Below are 19,020 nucleotides of genomic sequence, written 5' to 3' on the forward strand. Positions count from 1 at the left end.
ACTGTTAAAAAAACACCCTTTCAGGCTCAAGGCCCAAAAGGGTGGAATCCGGATTTTTTTCTCTCTCGTTTATTTTCATACATGAGCTTATCCGCTCGCCTCATAACATCGGTAACTGTACTGTCCCTCTCCGGATCATAAACAGCAAAACCCTTTGATATACATACGTAATCCCATGGTTCCACGGCTGCTGATGCATTGGTAGTCTCTGCAGCAATGTCAAACTGCTTACTAAGGGTATCCAGGTTAAGATAATCATCCTTCCTCAGAATTACAGCGAATTCATCTCCACCTATTCTGAACACGGGACTGTGCTTGAAAACATTACTTATGGTATTGCAGGCTGCATTAAGATATGCATCGCCCTTATCATGTCCGTACTTGTCATTGATTATCTTAAGGCTGTCACAGTCAAAAACGCCGATTGCAAACTCCGGCTTTTCTACTCCATTGTCAATCTGCTCCTGTAGTTCTTTTGTCATCTTCTCGAAGGCACCCTTGTTCTTGACATGCGTAAGCGCATCGACAAATACCTGCTCATTCAGGTCGCTGATGTGAGCCTCCATGTTGTCCGAGAGCTTTTTAAAAGACCTTGTAAGTCTGCCAAGCTCATCGTCTTCATCATAGGTAAGATCTGAGTCGTAGTTTCCCTTCTCTATCCGCTCGGTTGCCTCAGTCAGCTGCTCAAGGGGCTTTGTTATGCGCCTGGTATATACCATAAGAAACAGGCTTGATATCAGCAGCACCAATATAGCTCCCAAAGAGATGTTCTGAATAAGACCTATCCAGTCTCCCTTAGTCTCCGATTCAGGGACGGAAACAATAAGGCGCATGCCATTGCTTAAAGGGACCCAGGCTGCCTCTTTTTCCTCGCCATTATATTTATATCGCACAAAAGAGCTATTGCCCGACATATCAAAGGGTATCTTATACTTGGTCGCTCCGGTTGAATCTGTAACATCTAAGTGAGGATGGTAAAAGAGCTTACCGTCTGCGCCACAAAGATATGCGTATCCGTTGTCGTAAAACTGTATGCTGTCGACTTCCTCAGCCATCGTTGTGTAGTCAACTTCTATGCCGACAACACCGATAAACTCTCCCTTATAATAAACCGGAGCATCGTAGGAAATAACGCGGACATCCAGATTGTCAGTTATGTACGGCGGAAGCCAGATGGATTTTCCTTCATGCTTGGGGACAGTAAACCACACCAGCTTCGACGTATCATTCACATCATACTGGGTGATATCGGTAACTTCGTGCTCTTCAAAGCCGTCGCCTGTAAGATTGATGTACCAGAAGCCCTTCTCTTTGGTGGAGATGGACGGATCGATACGATAGTAATATGTAAGAACTCCTTTTGTCTCGGACGCCATCATTCCAAAATAATCTCTGGCACGCTCCATGTGCTCGCTTAACTCTTCATCACTCGTGCCTTCCAGATCCTCTTCCACAAAGGCAGCTACACTTTCAACCGAATTCTGAACACTGTCGAAATAATAATCAAGGCTCTTTTCCCCGTTCTTGCACAGCATAAGAAGGAGCTGATCAGTCTTACGACTCTCAGTCCTTCTTATGAAGATTGCACTCAGGAGCGTGGTAAAAAGCAGAGCCACAAATATCACGCAGAGCATTGTAACTGTAATTCTTGTTCTAAGCGAACGCATCAATCTATCTCCTCAGGTATATCCTGCTCAGAATATCCGAATATGTATAATATACTAGATTAATTGTACATCACATAAACGGTTTTGCGTTCATTTTAGAAAAATATAACATTTAGGGGGAGTCAATGGGGACGGTTCTCTTTGACTCCTTTTGGGGAGTCACCGGGGACGGTTCTCTTTGACTCCTTTACTTTCCAGCCTTCTGTATAATATTACGATTTATTCCCGTAAGTCTCTCAATTTGACGCACTGTTAATCCATGCCTTTTCAACTTTACCAACGATGCATTCCTATCTTCTATGCTATATGCTTTCAATTTGGTTCCTGACGAGATCTTCAGACATGCCTTAAGCTCTTTTTCTGCCCATTCATCATCACGCTTTGTATCAAATTCCAAGCATTGATCTTCTGTACCAATATTAACAAATTCAGAGTATTGCTTACAATCTCCTATCAGAGCCTTTATCAGCGTTAAATCCATAAATTCCGGCGGATTATCATATAGTCCATAACTACTCCATCTATACTCAGCCGCATGGCATATCCCTGCTTTCTGTGGATTTTTCAAAATATATCTGAATACTGTCATTAAATAATTCTCTGTCTCAACAGGCTCACTCAGGTATCTATCTTGGAAAAGGTGTCCTACCCTATCATATTTTTTATTATAATAGCCCGAATAACTCACACCTATCTTTTTCATTAAAAGAGCTAACGAATTTGATTCACCATGCACCAATAAATGAACATGATTTTCCATAAGACAATAAGCACATATTTTCACTTCCGTCTCAAGGCTATACTGTTCAAGTCTTTTCAAAAAATGCTTAAAATCCATACTATCTTCAAATAAAATTTGTTTGCCAACTCCACGTACAATGACATGCATGTACCCGGATTCGCTCATACGCCGTGGTCTACGGGGCATAAATTCACCTCCCAAAAACATATTTAAAATGGAAAATAATTAAGCAAAAACCATTGCTTAATGTCCCCTGAGAAGGGGCAAGATATTTTAGATTAATGAAAGGTTATCACCAACAAATCTTTTTGTAAAGAGGGAGTCAAAGAGAACCGTCCCCATTGACTCCCGGTGACTCACCCGGGGAAAAGAAAAAGGACCAACTCTTTCGAGTTGATCCTTTACAGTGCGGAAGATGGGACTTGAACATTTCTGCCAGCCCGCAAAGTCAGTAAGAAAGGAGGTTCTGACACCGTCTCCCGAAAGGGAACCCTTTAGGGAACCCCTCATCATATCTTCGGGATTAACGTTCCACATCATCTTCTATAAATTTTATAACTCGCGCAGGCACTCCGCAAACAACACAGTTATCTGGTACATCTTTAGTAACAACCGCACCGGCTGCGATTACCACATTGTTGCCAATTGTGACTCCCGGAAGAATTGTACAGTTGCCTCCAATCCACACATCATCTCCGATTTTTACGGGTTTTGCTATTCCAGCGTGGTTTCTTCTTTTCATTGGAGACAGTGGATGTCCCACTGTAGTTATCAGCGTGCCTGGCCCTATCATGCAAAGCGTCATCATAGCAGGTTCACATCTTCTACATCAGTATCAACGTCAATGATGGCTCCATCAGATATCCTTACATCATAGTTGTACTCAATACCCTTTACAATGAACTCCACATCATATACTGCACACCGTCCTCAGGCCCCCTTAATTCTCTTATGCTTCTATTTAAATTTCTGTTCCATAAATGAAACTATTCTTTTCTCAATATTCTCAGCTTCCACCTTGTCACCGGCACTTACTGAAACATACATCTTCATCTTTGGCTCTGTTCCTGATGGCCTTACTACTACTGAGCATTTTTTTTCAAGATAAAATTTAATTACATCAGATTTTGGCAGTCCATCAATCCCGTTAGCGTAATCATTGACCTGAACAACCTCAAGTCCTCCGATTTCACTCGTGTTCTGTCTCATAGCAACCATAATTCCATTCATCTTTTCAAGGCCCGCCGAACCTTCAAACTCATATGAATGGAGGCTATTAAGACAATAACCATACTTTTTATATAGCTCATCAAGCTTATCAAGCAGACTTATTCCTCTTGTCTTATAATATGCAAACATCTCACAAATAAGGAATGCACCATCCACAGCATCTTTATCACGTACATATGATCCGCTGAGATAACCATAGCTTTCTTCAAATCCAAAAATATACGAGTCGGCTTTACCCTGCTTTTCAAGACGACCAATTTCCTCACCTATGAATTTAAAGCCTGTGAGGACATTAACAGTTTTAACGCCATAACTTTTGGCAATCTGTTCTCCTAAATCTGTGGTAACTATAGTCTTTACAACCTCAGCATCTGCAGGCATTGTTCCATTTTTCACACGCATCGAGCAAACATAATCTAGGAGCAGACATCCTGTCTGATTACCAGTAAGAAGAACGTACTCTCCTTCTGAATCTTTAACTGCAATACCTACTCTGTCGCAATCTGGGTCCGTAGCTATCAGCAAGTCTGCATTACATTTCTTGGCATATTCCATGCCAAGCGCCATTGCTTCCTTTATCTCAGGATTAGGATATGAGCAGGTTGGGAAATTGCCATCAGGCATTTCTTGTTCTTTTACGAGTGTGATATTAGAATATCCAGCCTCCTTAAGTGCTCTGGTTACTGGAGCTCGCCCAGTACCATTTAGAGGGGAATATACAATCGCAACATTCTTATCGATCTCATCATCTTCTGAAATTAAACTCTGTCCCAAAACTTCATTAATGAACTTCGTATATACGTTTTCAGAAATATATTCCACACTACCAGCCTGTAATGCAGCTTCAAAATCCACATTTCTAACATCTTCAAAAATATCTACCTTTTCAATCTCGTCTAAAATAGTTGTTGCTGCCTCAGTAGTAATCTGACATCCATCTGCTCCATACACCTTATAACCATTGTATTTTGCGGGATTATGAGAGGCGGTCACCATAATGCCCGCAGCACATTTAAGCTCTCTTACAGCAAACGACAAGCATGGTGTTGGCATAAGCTCTTTGTATATAAACACCTTAATTCCACTTGCCGCAAATACACCTGCTGCAACCTTGGCAAACAAATCCGCCTTAATTCTGGAATCATAGCTTATAGCTATTTTTCTATCTTTCTCCTGAAAAATCGTATTTACGTAATTTGCAAGTCCTTGAGAGGCCTTAGCAACAGTGTATATATTCATTCTGTTTGTACCTGCGCCGATTACACCACGTAGACCTCCAGTTCCAAAGACAAGATTACGGTAAAAAGCATCCTCAATTCTTACCTCATCTCCAGCCATTGCCTTTAATTCTTCTACTAAATCTTTATCAGCTGCAGCCTTATCACACCACTCGCTGTAAGTTAACATATAATCCCTGCTCATTATCTTTTTCCTTTACTCTATCTGCCGTTGATAATACCGCCTTAAGCTGTCCTGTTATTTCCACTCTTCCAAAATCATTTGGAATGATGAAATTATCCCCCTTAGAAATAGGCTGTCCGTTAATAATTCCACTGCCATCTGTTACTGTCATATTTAGGAATGGATATTTCTGTCTGAAGGAAATCTCACCATCAAGATTTAAATAGAACACGCTGTACAAATCACAGCTATACAGTGGAACAAGCTCGTTAGTAATTGAGTTTGCTGTATGAATCACACACTTTTCTGGGTCCTTAGCCGGAACTGTAATAACATCTTCGCTTTGCTTGATATGAAGCTCACGAGGTTTTCCATTTGAAAGTCTGTCATAATCGTAAACTCGATATGTAATATCACTATTTTGCTGTGTCTCGAGAATAAGAAATCCGCCCTTAATAGCATGAACGGTGCCTGGATCAATCTGAATAAAATCACCCTTTTTAACAGGTACTTCTCTAATCAAATCATCCCAACGGCCTTCAGCTATCATATTTTCAAGCTCTTCTTTTGTTTTTGCATTATGGCCAATCACAAGGCTTGCATCCTCTGGACAATCGAGAACATACCAGCACTCTGTCTTACCAAAGCTGCCATTTTCATGAACTGCAGCATATTTATCATCAGGGTGCACCTGGATACTAAGATCATCTCTAGCATCTATAAGCTTTACAAGAAGAGGGAATCTATCTACATCCAAGTTTCCAAATATCTCAGGATGCTTTTCCCATAATTCAGAAAGCTTCCATCCCTCAAAGTTACCATACTTAGTCTGGCCGTCTCCGTTAGGATGGGCTGAGATTCCCCAGCACTCGCCCACATCTGAACCTTCCTCTTTGTATCCAAAATCTTCATGAAGCTTGCTGCCACCCCAAATATTATGTGTGCATACTGGCTCCAAAAATAATATTTCCTTATTTATCGTATTTACGGATAAGCTTTCACCATTTGTTTCTATCAGCTTCTTGTACCAGTAACCCGAGTCCTTAACTATACGACGCTGATTATGATAATCCACATATACTAGACCAAAACGCTCTTTAAATCCCTTTTCCCACTCAAGGTTATCTAGGAATGTCCAACAAAAATATCCCCTTACATCTGCGCCATCTAAAATAGCCTTCTGCATTTCACTGATATACTCATCAAGAAAAGTGATACGATTAAAGTCGTGCACACGTCCATCTATGGATATACTGTCATGACAAGCCATTCCATTTTCAGTTATAAATAAGGGATATGGATACCGCTCTGTAAGAAACTTTATACCGTAATAAAATGCTCTAGGTGTAATAGGCCAATCCATAGCAGTGACTGGGCTTCCCACTTCTCGCTCAACATACTCAGGCTTACCATTTTCCCCAGCTCGAATATAATATCCGTTATATATATTCTGACCCATGAAATCCAATGGTTGGTGAATAAGCTCCATATCTTCATCTGTTATCTCTGAAAGATATTCTTTATATTTCTCTAATCCTTCCTCTGGATAATGCCCCAGAAAAACTGGATCAGAGAACCATGAAACATTCCACGCCCATCGCTCAATAGGATTTTCGAATCCAAAATATACTTTTTTTGCGGCTTCTATATCCTCAGGAGAATCTGAATATGGGTAAGCTACTCCCCCTGTTGGAGCAAAACCGATTTTAATATCCTGTTTTGAATATCTTCTGAGATTTATAACTGCCTGACCATGAGACTTCAAAAGATTGTGAGCTATGCGAAAAGAATCTTTAATTGAGACCTTAATTCCTGGAGCGTGTTCGCCTGTCATATGTCCTAAAAGAACAACACATTGTGGCTCATTAAAGGTGATGAAATTGCTGCAGATATCTGAGAAGTTCTCAGCAACAACTTTTGCATACTCTCCAAACCATTCCACAACCTCATCATTAAGCCAACCACCTTTGTGATAAAGCTTTTTAGGAAATTCCCAATGAAACAATGTGATATATGGCTCAATTCCGTCAGCCTTCATTGTAAGAATCATATCTCTATACATTTCTATGGCTTTTTGATTTACTCTGCCTGTTCCGTCTGGAAGAATTCTCGACCAGTTAATAGAAAAACGATATGCCTTTATTCCCATGTTTTTCATTAGTGCATAGTCTTCTTTATAACGATGCATGTGATCACAGGACACTTCTGCTGTTTGATTAGCATAGCCCTTTCCTTCACCTAAGAAATCATCCCAAATCATCTCACCTCTGCCATCATTTGGATCAGTTCCCTCTATTTGGTATGCGCTAGAAGCCACACCCCATACAAAGTCTTTTCTAAACATATCTACACTTCCTTATCTAGCCAAAATAATAGAAACCAAATTAAATGGATTTGTTATATCCTCTTTACATTCAAGTTTTATTTCAATACTGTGTTTTTTATAATCAGCGTGCTCTAACACTATAGTAAGCTCTAGCTTATCTCCCCAGGTCTCATCAAAATTTCCGTCCAATAGAGCTACCTCTTTGCCATCCACCATAACATGTGCTTTTGGTGCACAACCTTCTACGTATTTACGATATTGAACAGCTATACCAGAACATTCCTCCTGAATCGAGATTGATGCTTCATCATTCTCGGCCAACCAACCATTCTTAAAGCAATCAGTAACATCCTCCTGAAGACTATTATCTACACGAAATCCCTGAATTATTGCCTGGACATTTCTGCTATTAATCCTAATTGCAGTCTCATAAGTATTAGCGGTTATTGATTCCGGAAAGTTATTTTCATTAAATGCCTGCTGCTCCCCAATAAGAATCTCCTGCATGGTTCTATCCAAAAAGTAATTAACCACAGATGCAACGAGCTCATGTCCCATATCATTTGGATGGAGATTATCAGGTGTGATATCACTAGCTTCTATTTTTCCATCTCTGACAGCTGGATATATAGAACTCTGCATGCTGATAAGTGGTAGCTGATAATGTCTAGCCACCCTTGAATGCTGAAGCTGAGCATTTGCACCAGTATCATAAAATACATTACTGATTAGAATAACTGCAGGTGCTGTTTGTGACTGATAAATATGTCTAACAAGACCCTCGTAAGTCTCTAAGAAATGCTCATCACTCTCGTCATTTACAGAGAACTCAACAAAAACTACATCTGGCGCATGACTTAACAAGTCACTATCTACTCTAGCTGCTGCAAAATGAGATGTTGTACCTCCAATTCCAGCATTGACATATTTGAAATCAGCAGACTGGAAATTTTCCTTCCACCAGCTAAAAACCTTATATGCATAACAATTGTATTCATTTGTAGCAAGAGAACCTTGGGTTATAGAACCACCTATAAAACCTACGGTAAGTGCCTCTCCATTTACCGCTCTCTTCATAACCTGTTTAACTCTATACAAATTACCTCTATTACAAATAGCAGCTTTGTAATCGATAAACTCTTTCATATCTCTTCCTACCTCCAAGCCTCTATATCAAGTCCATTTATAAACTGCGATAATTCATCAGCCATCTGTTCTGCTTCGGATTTACGTATATGACCGGGCGTCCCTACACCATTTTGCTTAAACAAGAAATGATGTACCTTAGGATCTGATAGTTCCTGCCATACTTGATGAATTGAATTATCCCAATTCACGTTATGCTGTAAAATTGTTGTTATCAGAACAATATTGGCATCAGGGTATATATCTCTCAGCTTTAAGATGAATGCTTTATAGCTATCTCTCCATTCATTGGCTTTCTCACAACTGTAAGAATCTGCCATATAATCTGTTGGATGACTGTCGTTTTGTCCGATGGCAACTACCACAACATCAGGTGTATACTTTTTGAAATCCCATTTTGTATGTTCACCAAAAGCAGGATTATATCTAACCTTGTCATACACTGATTCCATGCCTAAATAATCAGGCTCATTAAACCAGCCAGTATTATCTAATAGAGCAATACCCCCTTGTGCTACATCATGTATCTGGGCATTTAGCTTTCTTGCAGTTAGCCATGCATAGGAGTAATAACTATTTGAAAGCTCGCCCTGATGCCACTGGGGATCATGCTTTCCTTCATAGCCTTCAGCCTCTGAAACCTCTCCTGCAGAGACGCTATCTCCATAGACTTCTATTTTTCTACTCTCCTTAGGTGGAAGCGATAACAGCTCAGCGGTATCATCTACCTCAAAACCATAGAATCCTAGCTCATGACAACTATCCTGTCTCTTAAATAGCATTACCTCATGTTCTTTGGGTCCCACATCATCAACAAGAATGATTTTCTGTATTCCCCCTTCATTTGAAAGCTTATGTTTGATCTCTTTTCCATCAACAAAAACACCTATGTAGTTGTCCCAATAATTGTTTTTATTATCTACAACAGCTGTAATATTCCTTCCGTATATACGAATTTTTACATACGAACAAGGGAAGATAAATATAGTTTTATCAGGCTCATGATCGATCCTTCCACTGTATTCAAGGAACTCGTTATCAAACTTAATAAACACTATAATTACCTTCCCTTTATGCTCTCTTAACTATTGTCAATTATCTGATCCCGATCTCTGTATCCTCCTTGGTTACGACGCTATGCTCCTTAATATAATCAATGATCTCATCAAGATTTGTAAAAGCCAGGCCCACATAGCTATCCGCAGCGCCGTAGTAAAGCGCAATCTTCCCGCTCTTAGAATCATGGATTGTTGCACAGGGGAAGCATACATTTGGAACAAATCCGCGTTCCTCATACCACTGTTCCGGAGTAAGCAGGAAATTCTCGCAGCGGTACTTAACCTTAGAAGGGTTATCAATATCAAGGATTGCTCCGCCGATTGAATAGACATAACCATTGCAGGTTCCGGTAACTCCATGATAAAAGAGCAGCCATCCTTCGGAAGTTTCAATTGGAGCTGCACCTCCGCCTATCTTTACTGACTCCCACCACTCTGAGCCTTTGCCCATGACATGTCTGTGTTTTCCCCAGTACACCATGTCAGGACTTTCGCTTAAGAAAATGTCTCCAAAAGGTGTATGTCCACTATCTGAAGGGCGTGAAAGCATTACATAGTTGCCATTTATCTTTCTCGGGAACAAAACCGCATTTCTGTTAAAAGGAATAAATGGATTCTCAAGTCTGACAAATTTCTTGAAATCTGTCGTCTTTGCAATGCCAATTGCAGCTCCGTAAAAATCCTGACACCAGATGATGTAGTATGTATCCTCAACTTTTACAAGACGAGGATCGTAAGCATACTTCGGCATAAAAGGATTTCCTTCCTCATCTTCAAATGGTATTTTTTCAGGTTCGAAACTCCAGTGAATAGCATCTTTACTGTGTCCCAAGTAAATATATGGAATACCATTCACCTGCTCGCCCCTGAAGACTCCGATAAATTCGCCTCCATATGGCATAACAGCACTGTTAAAAATTCTTGTAACTCCCTCAAGCGGGTTACGTCCTATGATAGGATTATCATCATATCTCCAGATTGGAGCTCCGACCAGATTAGCCGGTTTCTCCTGCCAGGGTATATTGGCCACTTCAGGGCTGATCATTGTATATTTTCCCATGAATTACTCTCCTTTATTTCTCATTCTGCAAAAACTCTAAGTTTTTTCTGATTAAATCGCATCTTTGCGCAACACACTCAACCGAACGCAGCGGATCCTTAGGGGTGTTGAACACATAATCAAGCATTTTATCGATGGTAGTTGTTGCTACATGTACTCTCGTATCACTTGAAGCATAGTAAATGTAAAGTTCATTCTTTTCATTAACTATTGCACCATTTGTAAATACTACATTTGATACATCTCCAACACGCTCTTCTCCTCTTGGTCCAATAAGCAGTCCAGACGGTTCGGCAATGACCTTTGCCGGATCCCTTAAATCTGTTGCAAAAGCATAGATTACATATCGAAGACCTGCTGCCGTGTTCCTTACACCATGGGCAATATGAAGCCAGCACTTATCAGTCTTTATCGGTGTTGCTCCGGCACCGTTCTTAGCTTCAGTGATCGTGTGATACTTTCTGATGCTTGTCATTTTTTCTTCATCAATAACAGCGTGAGTGATATCATCACAGAGCCCAAACCCGATGCCGCTTCCACTTCCTGTATCAATGAAATCATCCATTGGACGTGTATAAAATGCATACTTCCCATCGACAAATTCCGGATGAAGAACCACATTCCTCTGCTGTGGACTTCTTAGAGTTTTAAGATTGTCAAGCCTCTCCCAGTGCTTTAAGTCCTTTGTGCGGACAATTCCTGCAGCTGCAACTGCTGCAGACAGATCGTTAACAGATGTATCTTTGCTCTCAGAGCAGAACACGCCATAAATATATCCGTCCTCATGCTGAGTGAGTCTCATATCATAGACATTGGTTTCTTCCGGACATACATCATCAAGAAGAATCGGATAATCCCAGAACTTAAACCCACAGGTTCCATTGTCACTTTCAGCCACGCCAAAGAACGATTTTCTGTCATTGCCCTCTATGCGGGCTACAAGATAATACTTTCCATTCAGATAAATGGCTCCTGAATTCATGACTGCATTTATTCCAAGCCGTTCCATAAAGTACGGGTTCGTATCAGGATTAAGATCATATCTCCAAGTGAGCGGAATATGCTCTCTGGTCAAAACCGGATAGTCATAGCGGTCATAAATCCCATTGTAAAAATCTGATCTTACATTTTTTCTATTTAAAAGCTTTTCCTGCTTTTCTTTTTCGATATAATATCTTTCATGCATTGATTTAACCTCTGTTGTCATTCTTTAGTCTGTCCATCACTTCAAAACACATCCTGCCATTGTGATACGGACACTTCCACGGTTCTACAATTGGCTCTCCTCCAATCGGTTTTCCATCTTTATCTACTACCCAGAACCATTCAGAACCATCTCTTTTGTCAATAATCTTATCTTTGATGAATTTCCAGATAGACATTGCAGCTTCCATGTATTCAGATTTGCCGGTAGCCTGCCAGCCGTTGATAAAACCAACTACAGCCTCTGCCTGGACCCACCAGACCCTGTTTGTATCAACGACACCTTTTTCACATTCATTAGCAAAAGAGTTTCCATCAAAAGCCACTTTATAAGTCTGCTTGGTCAATTCCCTGGTTATTTCAGCTAATCTTTTTTTTAATTCAGGATCATCTAAAATCTCAAGAGTCCTGTCCACAAGCCAGGCTGTCTCAATATCATGACCGTAAGAATGAAGGTCAATGATAGAATTGTATTCATTATCAAAAAACACTTCCTGCCGTTTCAATGTAGGGTTGTATACTTTTGTTTCAAATATGTTTAAAATCCGACGAATGCTCTCTTCAACCTTTTTAGCTCCGCTCACCTTGTAAAGCTGTGTATATCCTTCAAGAACATGAAGGAGAGTGTTCATTGTTTTTGCCGCCATAACACCATTCTCAGAAAGCTTTTCATTTGACTGCGGTCTGAAGTCTACCGTGAATGCTTCAAGGTATCCGTATTCATCAGTACACTTCTCCTCAATAAGGTCATAAATCTCAGTTGCGATTTCAAGCGCCCTTTCATCGCCGGACGCTTCGTAATAAGCACATAGAGCATATATAGCAAACGCCTGATTGTATGTATGTTTAGTTGTATCTATAGGATTACCCTTATGATCCATCTCCCAGTAGACACCACCAAATTGCCTGTCAATGCACTTATCTCTCAAAAACTCATATCCATGTCTTGCACATGAAAGTAGCTTTTCATCCTTAAGTCGCATATATGCATTTGCAAAAAACCAGGTTATCCTGCTATTCAAAATTACACCCTTAGAGTGCTCCATATAAAGTTTTAAATCATAATCCATGTAGCCATAATATCCACCGTTAATATCATCCTTGAGCGACATCCAAAATGGTATGATATGGCTTTCTAATTCTTCTTTCATTTCATCAACTAACATTTTCTTTTTATTCCTTAACTGCACCTGACGTTAATCCGCTGTATATCTTTTTCTGCATAACCAAAAACATTATCAAAGCCGGAAGCAAAGTTATTATTACTCCTGCACATATCACTTCCCACTTTGTTCCATATGGACCTTTAAATCTGAACAACGCTGTAGATATGACAGCCAGTTCAGTCTTGGGCATGTATAAATATGGCGTATAGAATTCGTTGTAAAAAACTACGCCCTTGAGGATTACCACTGTCACAATTGCAGGCTTTAACAGTGGCAATATAACAGTCGTGAAGATCTTTATATGACCGGCACCATCCATAATCGCAGCTTCATCAAGAGAAAGCGGTATATTATCCATGAACTGCAAAAATATGTAAATTGAGATTATATCCGTACCCGCATAAAGAATCACTGTAGAAAACAATGTGTTAAACAAATTGAGTTTTACAATGATCTGGAATACCGACATCTGCATGGTTATTGACGGAATGAGTGATGCAATCAAAAAGAGATTACATATCAGATCTTTACCTTTGAATTTAAACCTGTGAAGCACATAGGCAGTCATCGTACCTGTAAGCACAGTAGCCGCCAGGGATAGAACAAGAATAATTATTGTGTTCCTGAAACCTAAAAGCATCTTGCCGTCCACAAATGCAATCTTGTAATTCTCAAAATTCATGAAACTCTTTGGTAACTCCAGCACCCCTGTAGTTCCTAGTTCGCTTGATGTTTTAAATGATGCCAACACAACAACAACGATTGGCACAACAGCTATCAGAGAAGCAATGATCAATGACAGGTACACAAATGCAGTAACTATTTTTCCTTTATAATCATTCCTCATCATTTCTCATCTCCTTCAAAGAATCGCTTCTGAATAAATGTCACAATCATGATAAATATCAGCAGTACAACACCCATAGCAGATGCAAGACCAACCTTATGGATAGTAAAAGCAGTGTCCAGGGTCTTAAGGACGAATGTAGATGATCCATTAGCACCATCCGTCATGATCTTGGGAATTTCAAATACCGATATTGCACCTTTTACCGCAAGAATCAGATTAAGACTGATGATCAGCTTTATTCCCGGAAATGTTATGTACTTAAACTGCTGCCATCTGTTAGCACCATCAATAGCTGCAGCCTCATAGAGGTCCCCATTTATTGACTGGATTGCTCCTATGAACATAACCATGTTCTGTCCCAGATAGCGCCATACTGATACGCCTGTCAACGAGTAGTTAATTATCCGTGGATTGCCCAGCCAAAGAGGTATCTTGCTCTGTGGTACCCCAAGAGCCATCAGGATTGTATCCAGTGTTCCTGCCTGTCTGAAGAAATACATGAATATAAATCCGATCGCCACACCATTTATCAGATAAGGAAAAAATATTACGCCCTTGAAGAATGAAGCACCCCGTATTTTTGCGGTAAGAACTACCGCAAAATACAGAGCAACTACAATCTGAACAATCGATCCCACAAAGTAGTAAATGCTTGTCTTAAATACCGTAAGATATTCAATTCTGGTAAAAATCTGTATATAGTTTTTAAGGCCTATAAACTTCATGGTGGGGCTTGTACCATTCCATTTGAAGAAACTATATCTGACCATATCAAAGAACGGTACATAGGTGAAAAGCAATAACAAAATTATGGGAACTGCCAAAAAGATCACAGCCACTGCTGTCTTTTTGAGCTTCTGATTATTCATTATTCAATATCCTCTTCCTGTGCTTCAGTCCATCTTGCATTCCAATCATTCATGATGTCATCAAATGTCTCGGATGATGTACCAAGTGCCGCTTCAACAATTCTCATCTTCTCTGTATCAGCATAAAGTGCAATCTCAGAATCATTATTTATCAGATCAAAGAGTCCTTCATTCTCCGCTGTAGCCGGATTGTCAGATACGAGAGTGATGTTAGCGAAATCTTTTAATGTTGAAGGCATTTCTGAATCATTCACAAGTGAGATACCTCCCTCAGAAAGCGCAAATCCTGATTCATTGATCATGAAATCAATCCACGCACGAGCAGTAGCCTTGTTCTCAGAATGTGAGTTGATAGCATAGCAGTAATCTGATCCAGCTGTTGCATACTGCTTTCCATCGATATTGTAGGGGAATGGCATGTATCCAATATCTTCAGCATGCTCGCCGGCATCCATGCACTGCTGAATAGCCCATGATCCAAGGGTCATTGTTGCTATTTCGCCATTATTGATCATCACCTTTGAGCTTTCCCAATCTGATGTGATTGGATCCTCCTCACAGAGCTTATTGCTGATCACATCGTAAAGGAGTTTATGCACAACATAGCAGGATTTTCCCTCGCTGAAAGGATTTTCCTCCCTGGGCATTACATTGTTATGATAATCTGCATCTCCTGTAACTGATCCCCAACAGTGATCCTGCCACTGTGTAAGAGGCCACCCGGCTGCTGCATTCGTATAGTAAGGAATCGCATCAGTGTTTTCTTTAATAAGTGCTAAATCATCAAGGAACTCCTCAGGAGTTGTCGGTAGTTTCTCAACACCGGCTTCTGCCCAGATACGCTTGTTATACACAATTCCCTGTGCATTGATTGTTGACGCCAGACCATAAACCTCGCCATCATAGTATTTGGCATAAAGGAACTGTTCCTTATATTTATCCTTAAGTTCATCTACAGTTCCAAGTGGCTCGAAGAAATTAGGGAAATCGACATTACCCAGTGAATTAGGGATCGATAGCACATCGCCATATTCCTCAGTCTGAAGTCTTATGGCCACATCACCTTCATAATCTGTGATAGCTTCAAACTTTACCTCTGTTCCCGGGTACTTATCCTGGAACGCCTTTGCATAATCTGCGAATTTGGAATCAACAAGATCAGTTCTGTTAGTCAGAACTGTAATTGTTCCAGTGATTTCCTCATTGCTTTCTCCCTGATCAGCTGCTCCGGTGGTTGTTTCTGCCACTTCAGCTGTCTCAGTCTGAGTATCTGATCCAACTTGTGAGCTTCCACATCCTGTAAGCATTGCAGCTGTCATAAATACACACATCAGTTTTGTTAACGATTTCTTTTGCATAACTTTTCCTCCATTATTTTGTAACTCCCTTTGTTAAGTAACATTTTAGATTTTGTTGAATATTTGTTACTTAATATGTTTATGTTATCAATATACATTTTGTTAATTCCTGTGTCAATATTACTTTACAACAATTTATTATTTTGTCACTTTGCATAATTATTGTCCCTCTGTTTTATGCTTTATTAATAGAATAAGCTTGGCATTATTCTGTCACCATACCTTATATCACCTTGTAAACCAAATTTTACTTTACTAAATCAGAATAATTAGCTAGTATGTTAGATGAAGAATTATAGACAGGAGTATAGTATGGCAAAAGAAGTTACTTTAAGAACCATTGCAGAAGCTTTAGGTATCAGTGCAGTATCAGTCTCTAAAGCACTGTCAGATAAAGAAGGCGTCAGCGATAAAATGCGGGAAATTATCAGACAAAAAGCTGATGAGATGGGCTACGTATATAAGAGTAATATAAATAAAGAAACTGAAGATCAAAAACATAACATAGGTGTACTTATTGCATCCAGGTATATCTCTGAAAATGCTTTCTATTCCCAACTTAATACTGGTATTTTGCAGGAAACAGCTCAGCACAATGACACTTGCATCGTGGAAATTCTCAATGAAGATAACGAAAACAATCTAATATTTCCTAATATGATCACCAATCATTCTGTAGACGGTATGATCATATTAGGCCAGCTTAGCACAGCTTATATTAAAATGCTTAAGAATTGTCCTGTTCCATATATTTTTATGGACTTTTACAGTGCAAATCATGATATAGACAGCGTTGTCTCTGACAACATGTATGGCAGCTACCTGCTAACCTCGTATCTGATCCGCAACGGATACAAAAATATTGCATTCGTCGGTTCCATCAAGGCCACCAGCAGTATTTGCGACAGATATTTAGGCTATATGAAAGCACTTATTGAAAACAATCTTCCCGTCAAACCTGAAAACGTAATCGAAGACCGCGGTGGAGATGGCAAATTTATACCCTTAACGCTCCCAAAGAATACTCCTGATGCATTTGTATGCAATTGTGACAATATAGCTTACTTTCTTGTTCAACAACTCAAGGAACTTGGCTTCACCTTACCAGAAGACATAGCAGTTGTCGGATATGATGACTATATCTATTCAACCCTTTGTATTCCACAGCTCACCACAATTCGTGTAAACATGGAAGATATGGTCAAGCAAGCATATGACATGATAGTTAGCAAGATCAATAATCCCGGAATTCGCTACGGCCGGAGAGTTACAAACGGAAAACTAATAGTAAGAGATTCCGTAAAGAGCAGGGTATGATTGGTTATACTCTATTAGTATTTAAAGAACTCAATATCCCTATTTAACCTGCCTGCAATCTCTTTTAGCCCATTTGCAGATCCGGCAAGTGTTGTAACAGTCGCAGATAGTTCCTGCATTGATGCGCCAGTTTCTTGTGATGATGCTGCGTTTTCCTCCGAAATTGCCGAGAGAGCGCTCATAGCATCTTCCACTGCGTTCTTTGATGTATCGCATCTTTCTGCTCCACTACTGATTGTCTGGACTCCACCTACAGTTTCATTTATATCACTTATCATTCCATTGATACTCTGAATGGTATCACCAAGAGAAGCCTGCTGTTCAAGATTTGCATTCTTAACATCCTTTGCTGCAACAACTGCTGCTTTGGCCTGCTCAAGAAGCTGTTCCATCTGTTTCTTGATATCATCAGCCATGACCTTCGAATCTTCTGCCAGCTTTCCAATCTCCTGCGCTACTACTGCAAAACCTTTTCCCGCATCACCTGCTCTTGCAGCCTCAATAGAGGCATTGAGAGATAACAGATTGGTCTGGGTTGCGATATTTGTGATACCTTCAACCTTTTCAGAAATCGTATCAACCGCTTCCTGCGTTCTTTGGATTGTTACTGATATCTCATCAATCTTAGCTGTCATTTCACCTGAAGACTCCTGCAAGCTTGAAAGAGATGCGCTAGATACTTCTGAAGCTGATGTCCTTATGTTTCCAACTATTTTACTCAAAGTGTCATTCAAAGTCTTTGCACTTTCCGCAATAGCTCCGATTTCATCATTTCTCTGCTTCATGGCTTTATCAACTTCATTCGAAAGTCTTCCTTCAGCCATATTTCCTATAAGAGCCGCAATGGCACTCATCTGTTTTGATGTCTTAAGAGCAATCACTATTCCTGCGCCAGCGATAGCTGTAACTGCTATAACTGCAATAAATATCATGGTAACAACATTTCTTGTTATTGCTGCTGACACGTCAGCACTTTCCCGGCCAGTAAATACCATGCCCATGATCTTTCCGTCACCATTTGTCAAAGGGCTGTAATAACCATAATATGGCAACCCTTCAATATTTAGTGAGTCGGATGAATAATCCTTTCCTCCTGTAAGGGTTTTTCTCATCTTTGTCTATATTGGATATTAAGCTCATATCCAATTTGACAATATCCGGTGACATTAGATTTACCAAGTCCATATCACTAAGACCATCTCCAAAATCATCAACCGCAATTTTCAGCCTCTGGGCTTTAGTTGCCTTTCGTTTCAAATTGCAGGCATGTTTTGATATGTAAGGATACTCCAAAATCTCAATAATCCCTAGTCCCCTAAGATCTCCATAGTAATCAGAAAATGCCTTCGCTTCAGCCATAGTAAAATACTCAGAAGGAAATGAGTTTAAACAGATATGCTCTGTATAACCTCGTAATACATATTCCTGCATAGCACCAAAAAATGTAGCTATCTCCAAAACATGAAGTTTGTCTTCCTTGGTGTATTTTTCAATCAATTCCATGACCGACATATCTACCGGTCTCATCAAGGCTTCCCTTGCAAAAATTGTTTTACCGTCTGCTTGAAAGATAGGCTGAAAACGTAGTTAATTCTGAGTTCACCTAGCGCTACCAAAATATCTTTAT

The 19,020-nt window shown here is 39.9% G+C and carries 16 protein-coding genes; 1 reads left to right on the plus strand and 15 read right to left on the minus strand.

Annotation, left to right across the window (positions count from 1 at the left end; all coding sequences use genetic code 11):
- Nucleotides 1-26: 26 nt before the first annotated feature.
- The 13 genes from G589_RS0102655 to G589_RS0102715 form a co-directional block, all read right to left on the minus strand.
- Nucleotides 27-1,667 carry a sensor domain-containing diguanylate cyclase gene (locus G589_RS0102655; protein ID WP_026521006.1) on the minus strand — a complete coding sequence of 547 codons (1,641 nt, stop codon included), beginning with the start codon at nt 1,665-1,667 and terminating at the stop codon, nt 27-29.
- A 187-nt stretch (nt 1,668-1,854) separates the two neighbouring features.
- A complete protein-coding gene (locus G589_RS0102660; protein ID WP_026521007.1) occupies nt 1,855-2,595 on the minus strand; it encodes a transposase in 741 nt (246 codons plus the stop codon).
- 337 nt (nt 2,596-2,932) lie between these two features.
- A complete protein-coding gene (locus G589_RS18625; RefSeq protein WP_330366643.1) occupies nt 2,933-3,151 on the minus strand; it encodes a DapH/DapD/GlmU-related protein in 219 nt (72 codons plus the stop codon).
- 215 nt (nt 3,152-3,366) lie between these two features.
- Nucleotides 3,367-5,046: a phospho-sugar mutase gene (locus G589_RS0102670; protein ID WP_026521008.1), complete on the minus strand. Its 1,680-nt coding sequence runs from the start codon at nt 5,044-5,046 to the stop codon at nt 3,367-3,369.
- Entirely contained in the window at nt 5,021-7,384 is a 2,364-nt protein-coding gene (locus G589_RS18630) for a GH1 family beta-glucosidase (RefSeq protein ID WP_081668909.1), read from the minus strand. Before G589_RS18630 ends, G589_RS0102670 begins: the two co-directional genes overlap by 26 nt.
- A 12-nt stretch (nt 7,385-7,396) precedes the next feature.
- Nucleotides 7,397-8,512, minus strand: coding sequence for an SGNH/GDSL hydrolase family protein (locus G589_RS0102680; protein WP_026521009.1), 1,116 nt, complete (start codon nt 8,510-8,512; stop codon nt 7,397-7,399).
- Nucleotides 8,513-8,520: 8 nt separating this feature from the next.
- Nucleotides 8,521-9,567 (minus strand): GDSL-type esterase/lipase family protein, encoded by a 1,047-nt coding sequence (locus tag G589_RS0102685; RefSeq protein WP_026521010.1) that lies wholly within the window; start codon nt 9,565-9,567, stop codon nt 8,521-8,523.
- A 40-nt stretch (nt 9,568-9,607) separates the two neighbouring features.
- Nucleotides 9,608-10,630, minus strand: a complete 1,023-nt coding sequence (locus G589_RS0102690; RefSeq protein ID WP_026521011.1) for a glycoside hydrolase family 130 protein — start codon at nt 10,628-10,630, stop codon at nt 9,608-9,610.
- Nucleotides 10,631-10,643: 13 nt separating this feature from the next.
- On the minus strand, nt 10,644-11,816 hold the full coding sequence (locus G589_RS0102695; protein WP_026521012.1) for a glycoside hydrolase family 130 protein: 1,173 nt from the start codon (nt 11,814-11,816) through the stop codon (nt 10,644-10,646).
- Between the two features lie 4 nt (nt 11,817-11,820).
- Entirely contained in the window at nt 11,821-12,999 is a 1,179-nt protein-coding gene (locus G589_RS0102700) for an AGE family epimerase/isomerase (protein WP_026521013.1), read from the minus strand.
- 7 nt (nt 13,000-13,006) lie between these two features.
- Entirely contained in the window at nt 13,007-13,849 is an 843-nt protein-coding gene (locus G589_RS0102705) for a carbohydrate ABC transporter permease (RefSeq protein WP_026521014.1), read from the minus strand.
- Nucleotides 13,846-14,718 (minus strand): carbohydrate ABC transporter permease, encoded by an 873-nt coding sequence (locus G589_RS0102710; protein ID WP_026521015.1) that lies wholly within the window; start codon nt 14,716-14,718, stop codon nt 13,846-13,848. Before G589_RS0102710 ends, G589_RS0102705 begins: the two co-directional genes overlap by 4 nt.
- Nucleotides 14,718-16,076 (minus strand): ABC transporter substrate-binding protein, encoded by a 1,359-nt coding sequence (locus G589_RS0102715; RefSeq protein WP_026521016.1) that lies wholly within the window; start codon nt 16,074-16,076, stop codon nt 14,718-14,720. Before G589_RS0102715 ends, G589_RS0102710 begins: the two co-directional genes overlap by 1 nt.
- 312 nt (nt 16,077-16,388) lie before the next feature.
- Here G589_RS0102715 and G589_RS0102720 point away from each other — a divergent pair, with 312 nt between their 5' ends.
- Nucleotides 16,389-17,393 (plus strand): LacI family DNA-binding transcriptional regulator, encoded by a 1,005-nt coding sequence (locus G589_RS0102720; protein ID WP_026521017.1) that lies wholly within the window; start codon nt 16,389-16,391, stop codon nt 17,391-17,393.
- A gap of 14 nt (nt 17,394-17,407) precedes the next feature.
- Here the strand turns inward: G589_RS0102720 and G589_RS0102725 are convergent, their stop codons facing one another.
- On the minus strand, nt 17,408-18,505 hold the full coding sequence (locus tag G589_RS0102725; RefSeq protein ID WP_242826404.1) for a methyl-accepting chemotaxis protein: 1,098 nt from the start codon (nt 18,503-18,505) through the stop codon (nt 17,408-17,410).
- Entirely contained in the window at nt 18,450-18,920 is a 471-nt protein-coding gene (locus tag G589_RS0102730; protein WP_026521019.1) for an EAL domain-containing protein, read from the minus strand. Before G589_RS0102730 ends, G589_RS0102725 begins: the two co-directional genes overlap by 56 nt.
- Between the last annotated feature and the right edge of the window lie 100 nt (nt 18,921-19,020).

Source organism: Butyrivibrio sp. VCB2001, from assembly GCF_000423965.1.
Taxonomy (GTDB): Bacteria; Bacillota; Clostridia; order Lachnospirales; family Lachnospiraceae; genus Butyrivibrio.

Coding starts and splice junctions, on each gene's coding strand:
- G589_RS0102720 (WP_026521017.1), top strand. CDS start 16,389: ATGGCAAAAGAAGTTACTTTAAGAACCATTGCAGAAGCTTTAGGTATC.
- G589_RS0102725 (WP_242826404.1), bottom strand. CDS start 18,505: ATGAGAAAAACCCTTACAGGAGGAAAGGATTATTCATCCGACTCACTA.
- G589_RS18625 (WP_330366643.1), bottom strand. CDS start 3,151: ATGAAAAGAAGAAACCACGCTGGAATAGCAAAACCCGTAAAAATCGGA.
- G589_RS0102705 (WP_026521014.1), bottom strand. CDS start 13,849: ATGATGAGGAATGATTATAAAGGAAAAATAGTTACTGCATTTGTGTAC.
- G589_RS18630 (WP_081668909.1), bottom strand. CDS start 7,384: ATGTTTAGAAAAGACTTTGTATGGGGTGTGGCTTCTAGCGCATACCAA.
- G589_RS0102715 (WP_026521016.1), bottom strand. CDS start 16,076: ATGCAAAAGAAATCGTTAACAAAACTGATGTGTGTATTTATGACAGCT.
- G589_RS0102695 (WP_026521012.1), bottom strand. CDS start 11,816: ATGCATGAAAGATATTATATCGAAAAAGAAAAGCAGGAAAAGCTTTTA.
- G589_RS0102700 (WP_026521013.1), bottom strand. CDS start 12,999: ATGTTAGTTGATGAAATGAAAGAAGAATTAGAAAGCCATATCATACCA.
- G589_RS0102710 (WP_026521015.1), bottom strand. CDS start 14,718: ATGAATAATCAGAAGCTCAAAAAGACAGCAGTGGCTGTGATCTTTTTG.
- G589_RS0102670 (WP_026521008.1), bottom strand. CDS start 5,046: ATGTTAACTTACAGCGAGTGGTGTGATAAGGCTGCAGCTGATAAAGAT.
- G589_RS0102660 (WP_026521007.1), bottom strand. CDS start 2,595: ATGCCCCGTAGACCACGGCGTATGAGCGAATCCGGGTACATGCATGTC.
- G589_RS0102690 (WP_026521011.1), bottom strand. CDS start 10,630: ATGGGAAAATATACAATGATCAGCCCTGAAGTGGCCAATATACCCTGG.
- G589_RS0102680 (WP_026521009.1), bottom strand. CDS start 8,512: ATGAAAGAGTTTATCGATTACAAAGCTGCTATTTGTAATAGAGGTAAT.
- G589_RS0102655 (WP_026521006.1), bottom strand. CDS start 1,667: ATGCGTTCGCTTAGAACAAGAATTACAGTTACAATGCTCTGCGTGATA.
- G589_RS0102730 (WP_026521019.1), bottom strand. CDS start 18,920: ATGAGACCGGTAGATATGTCGGTCATGGAATTGATTGAAAAATACACC.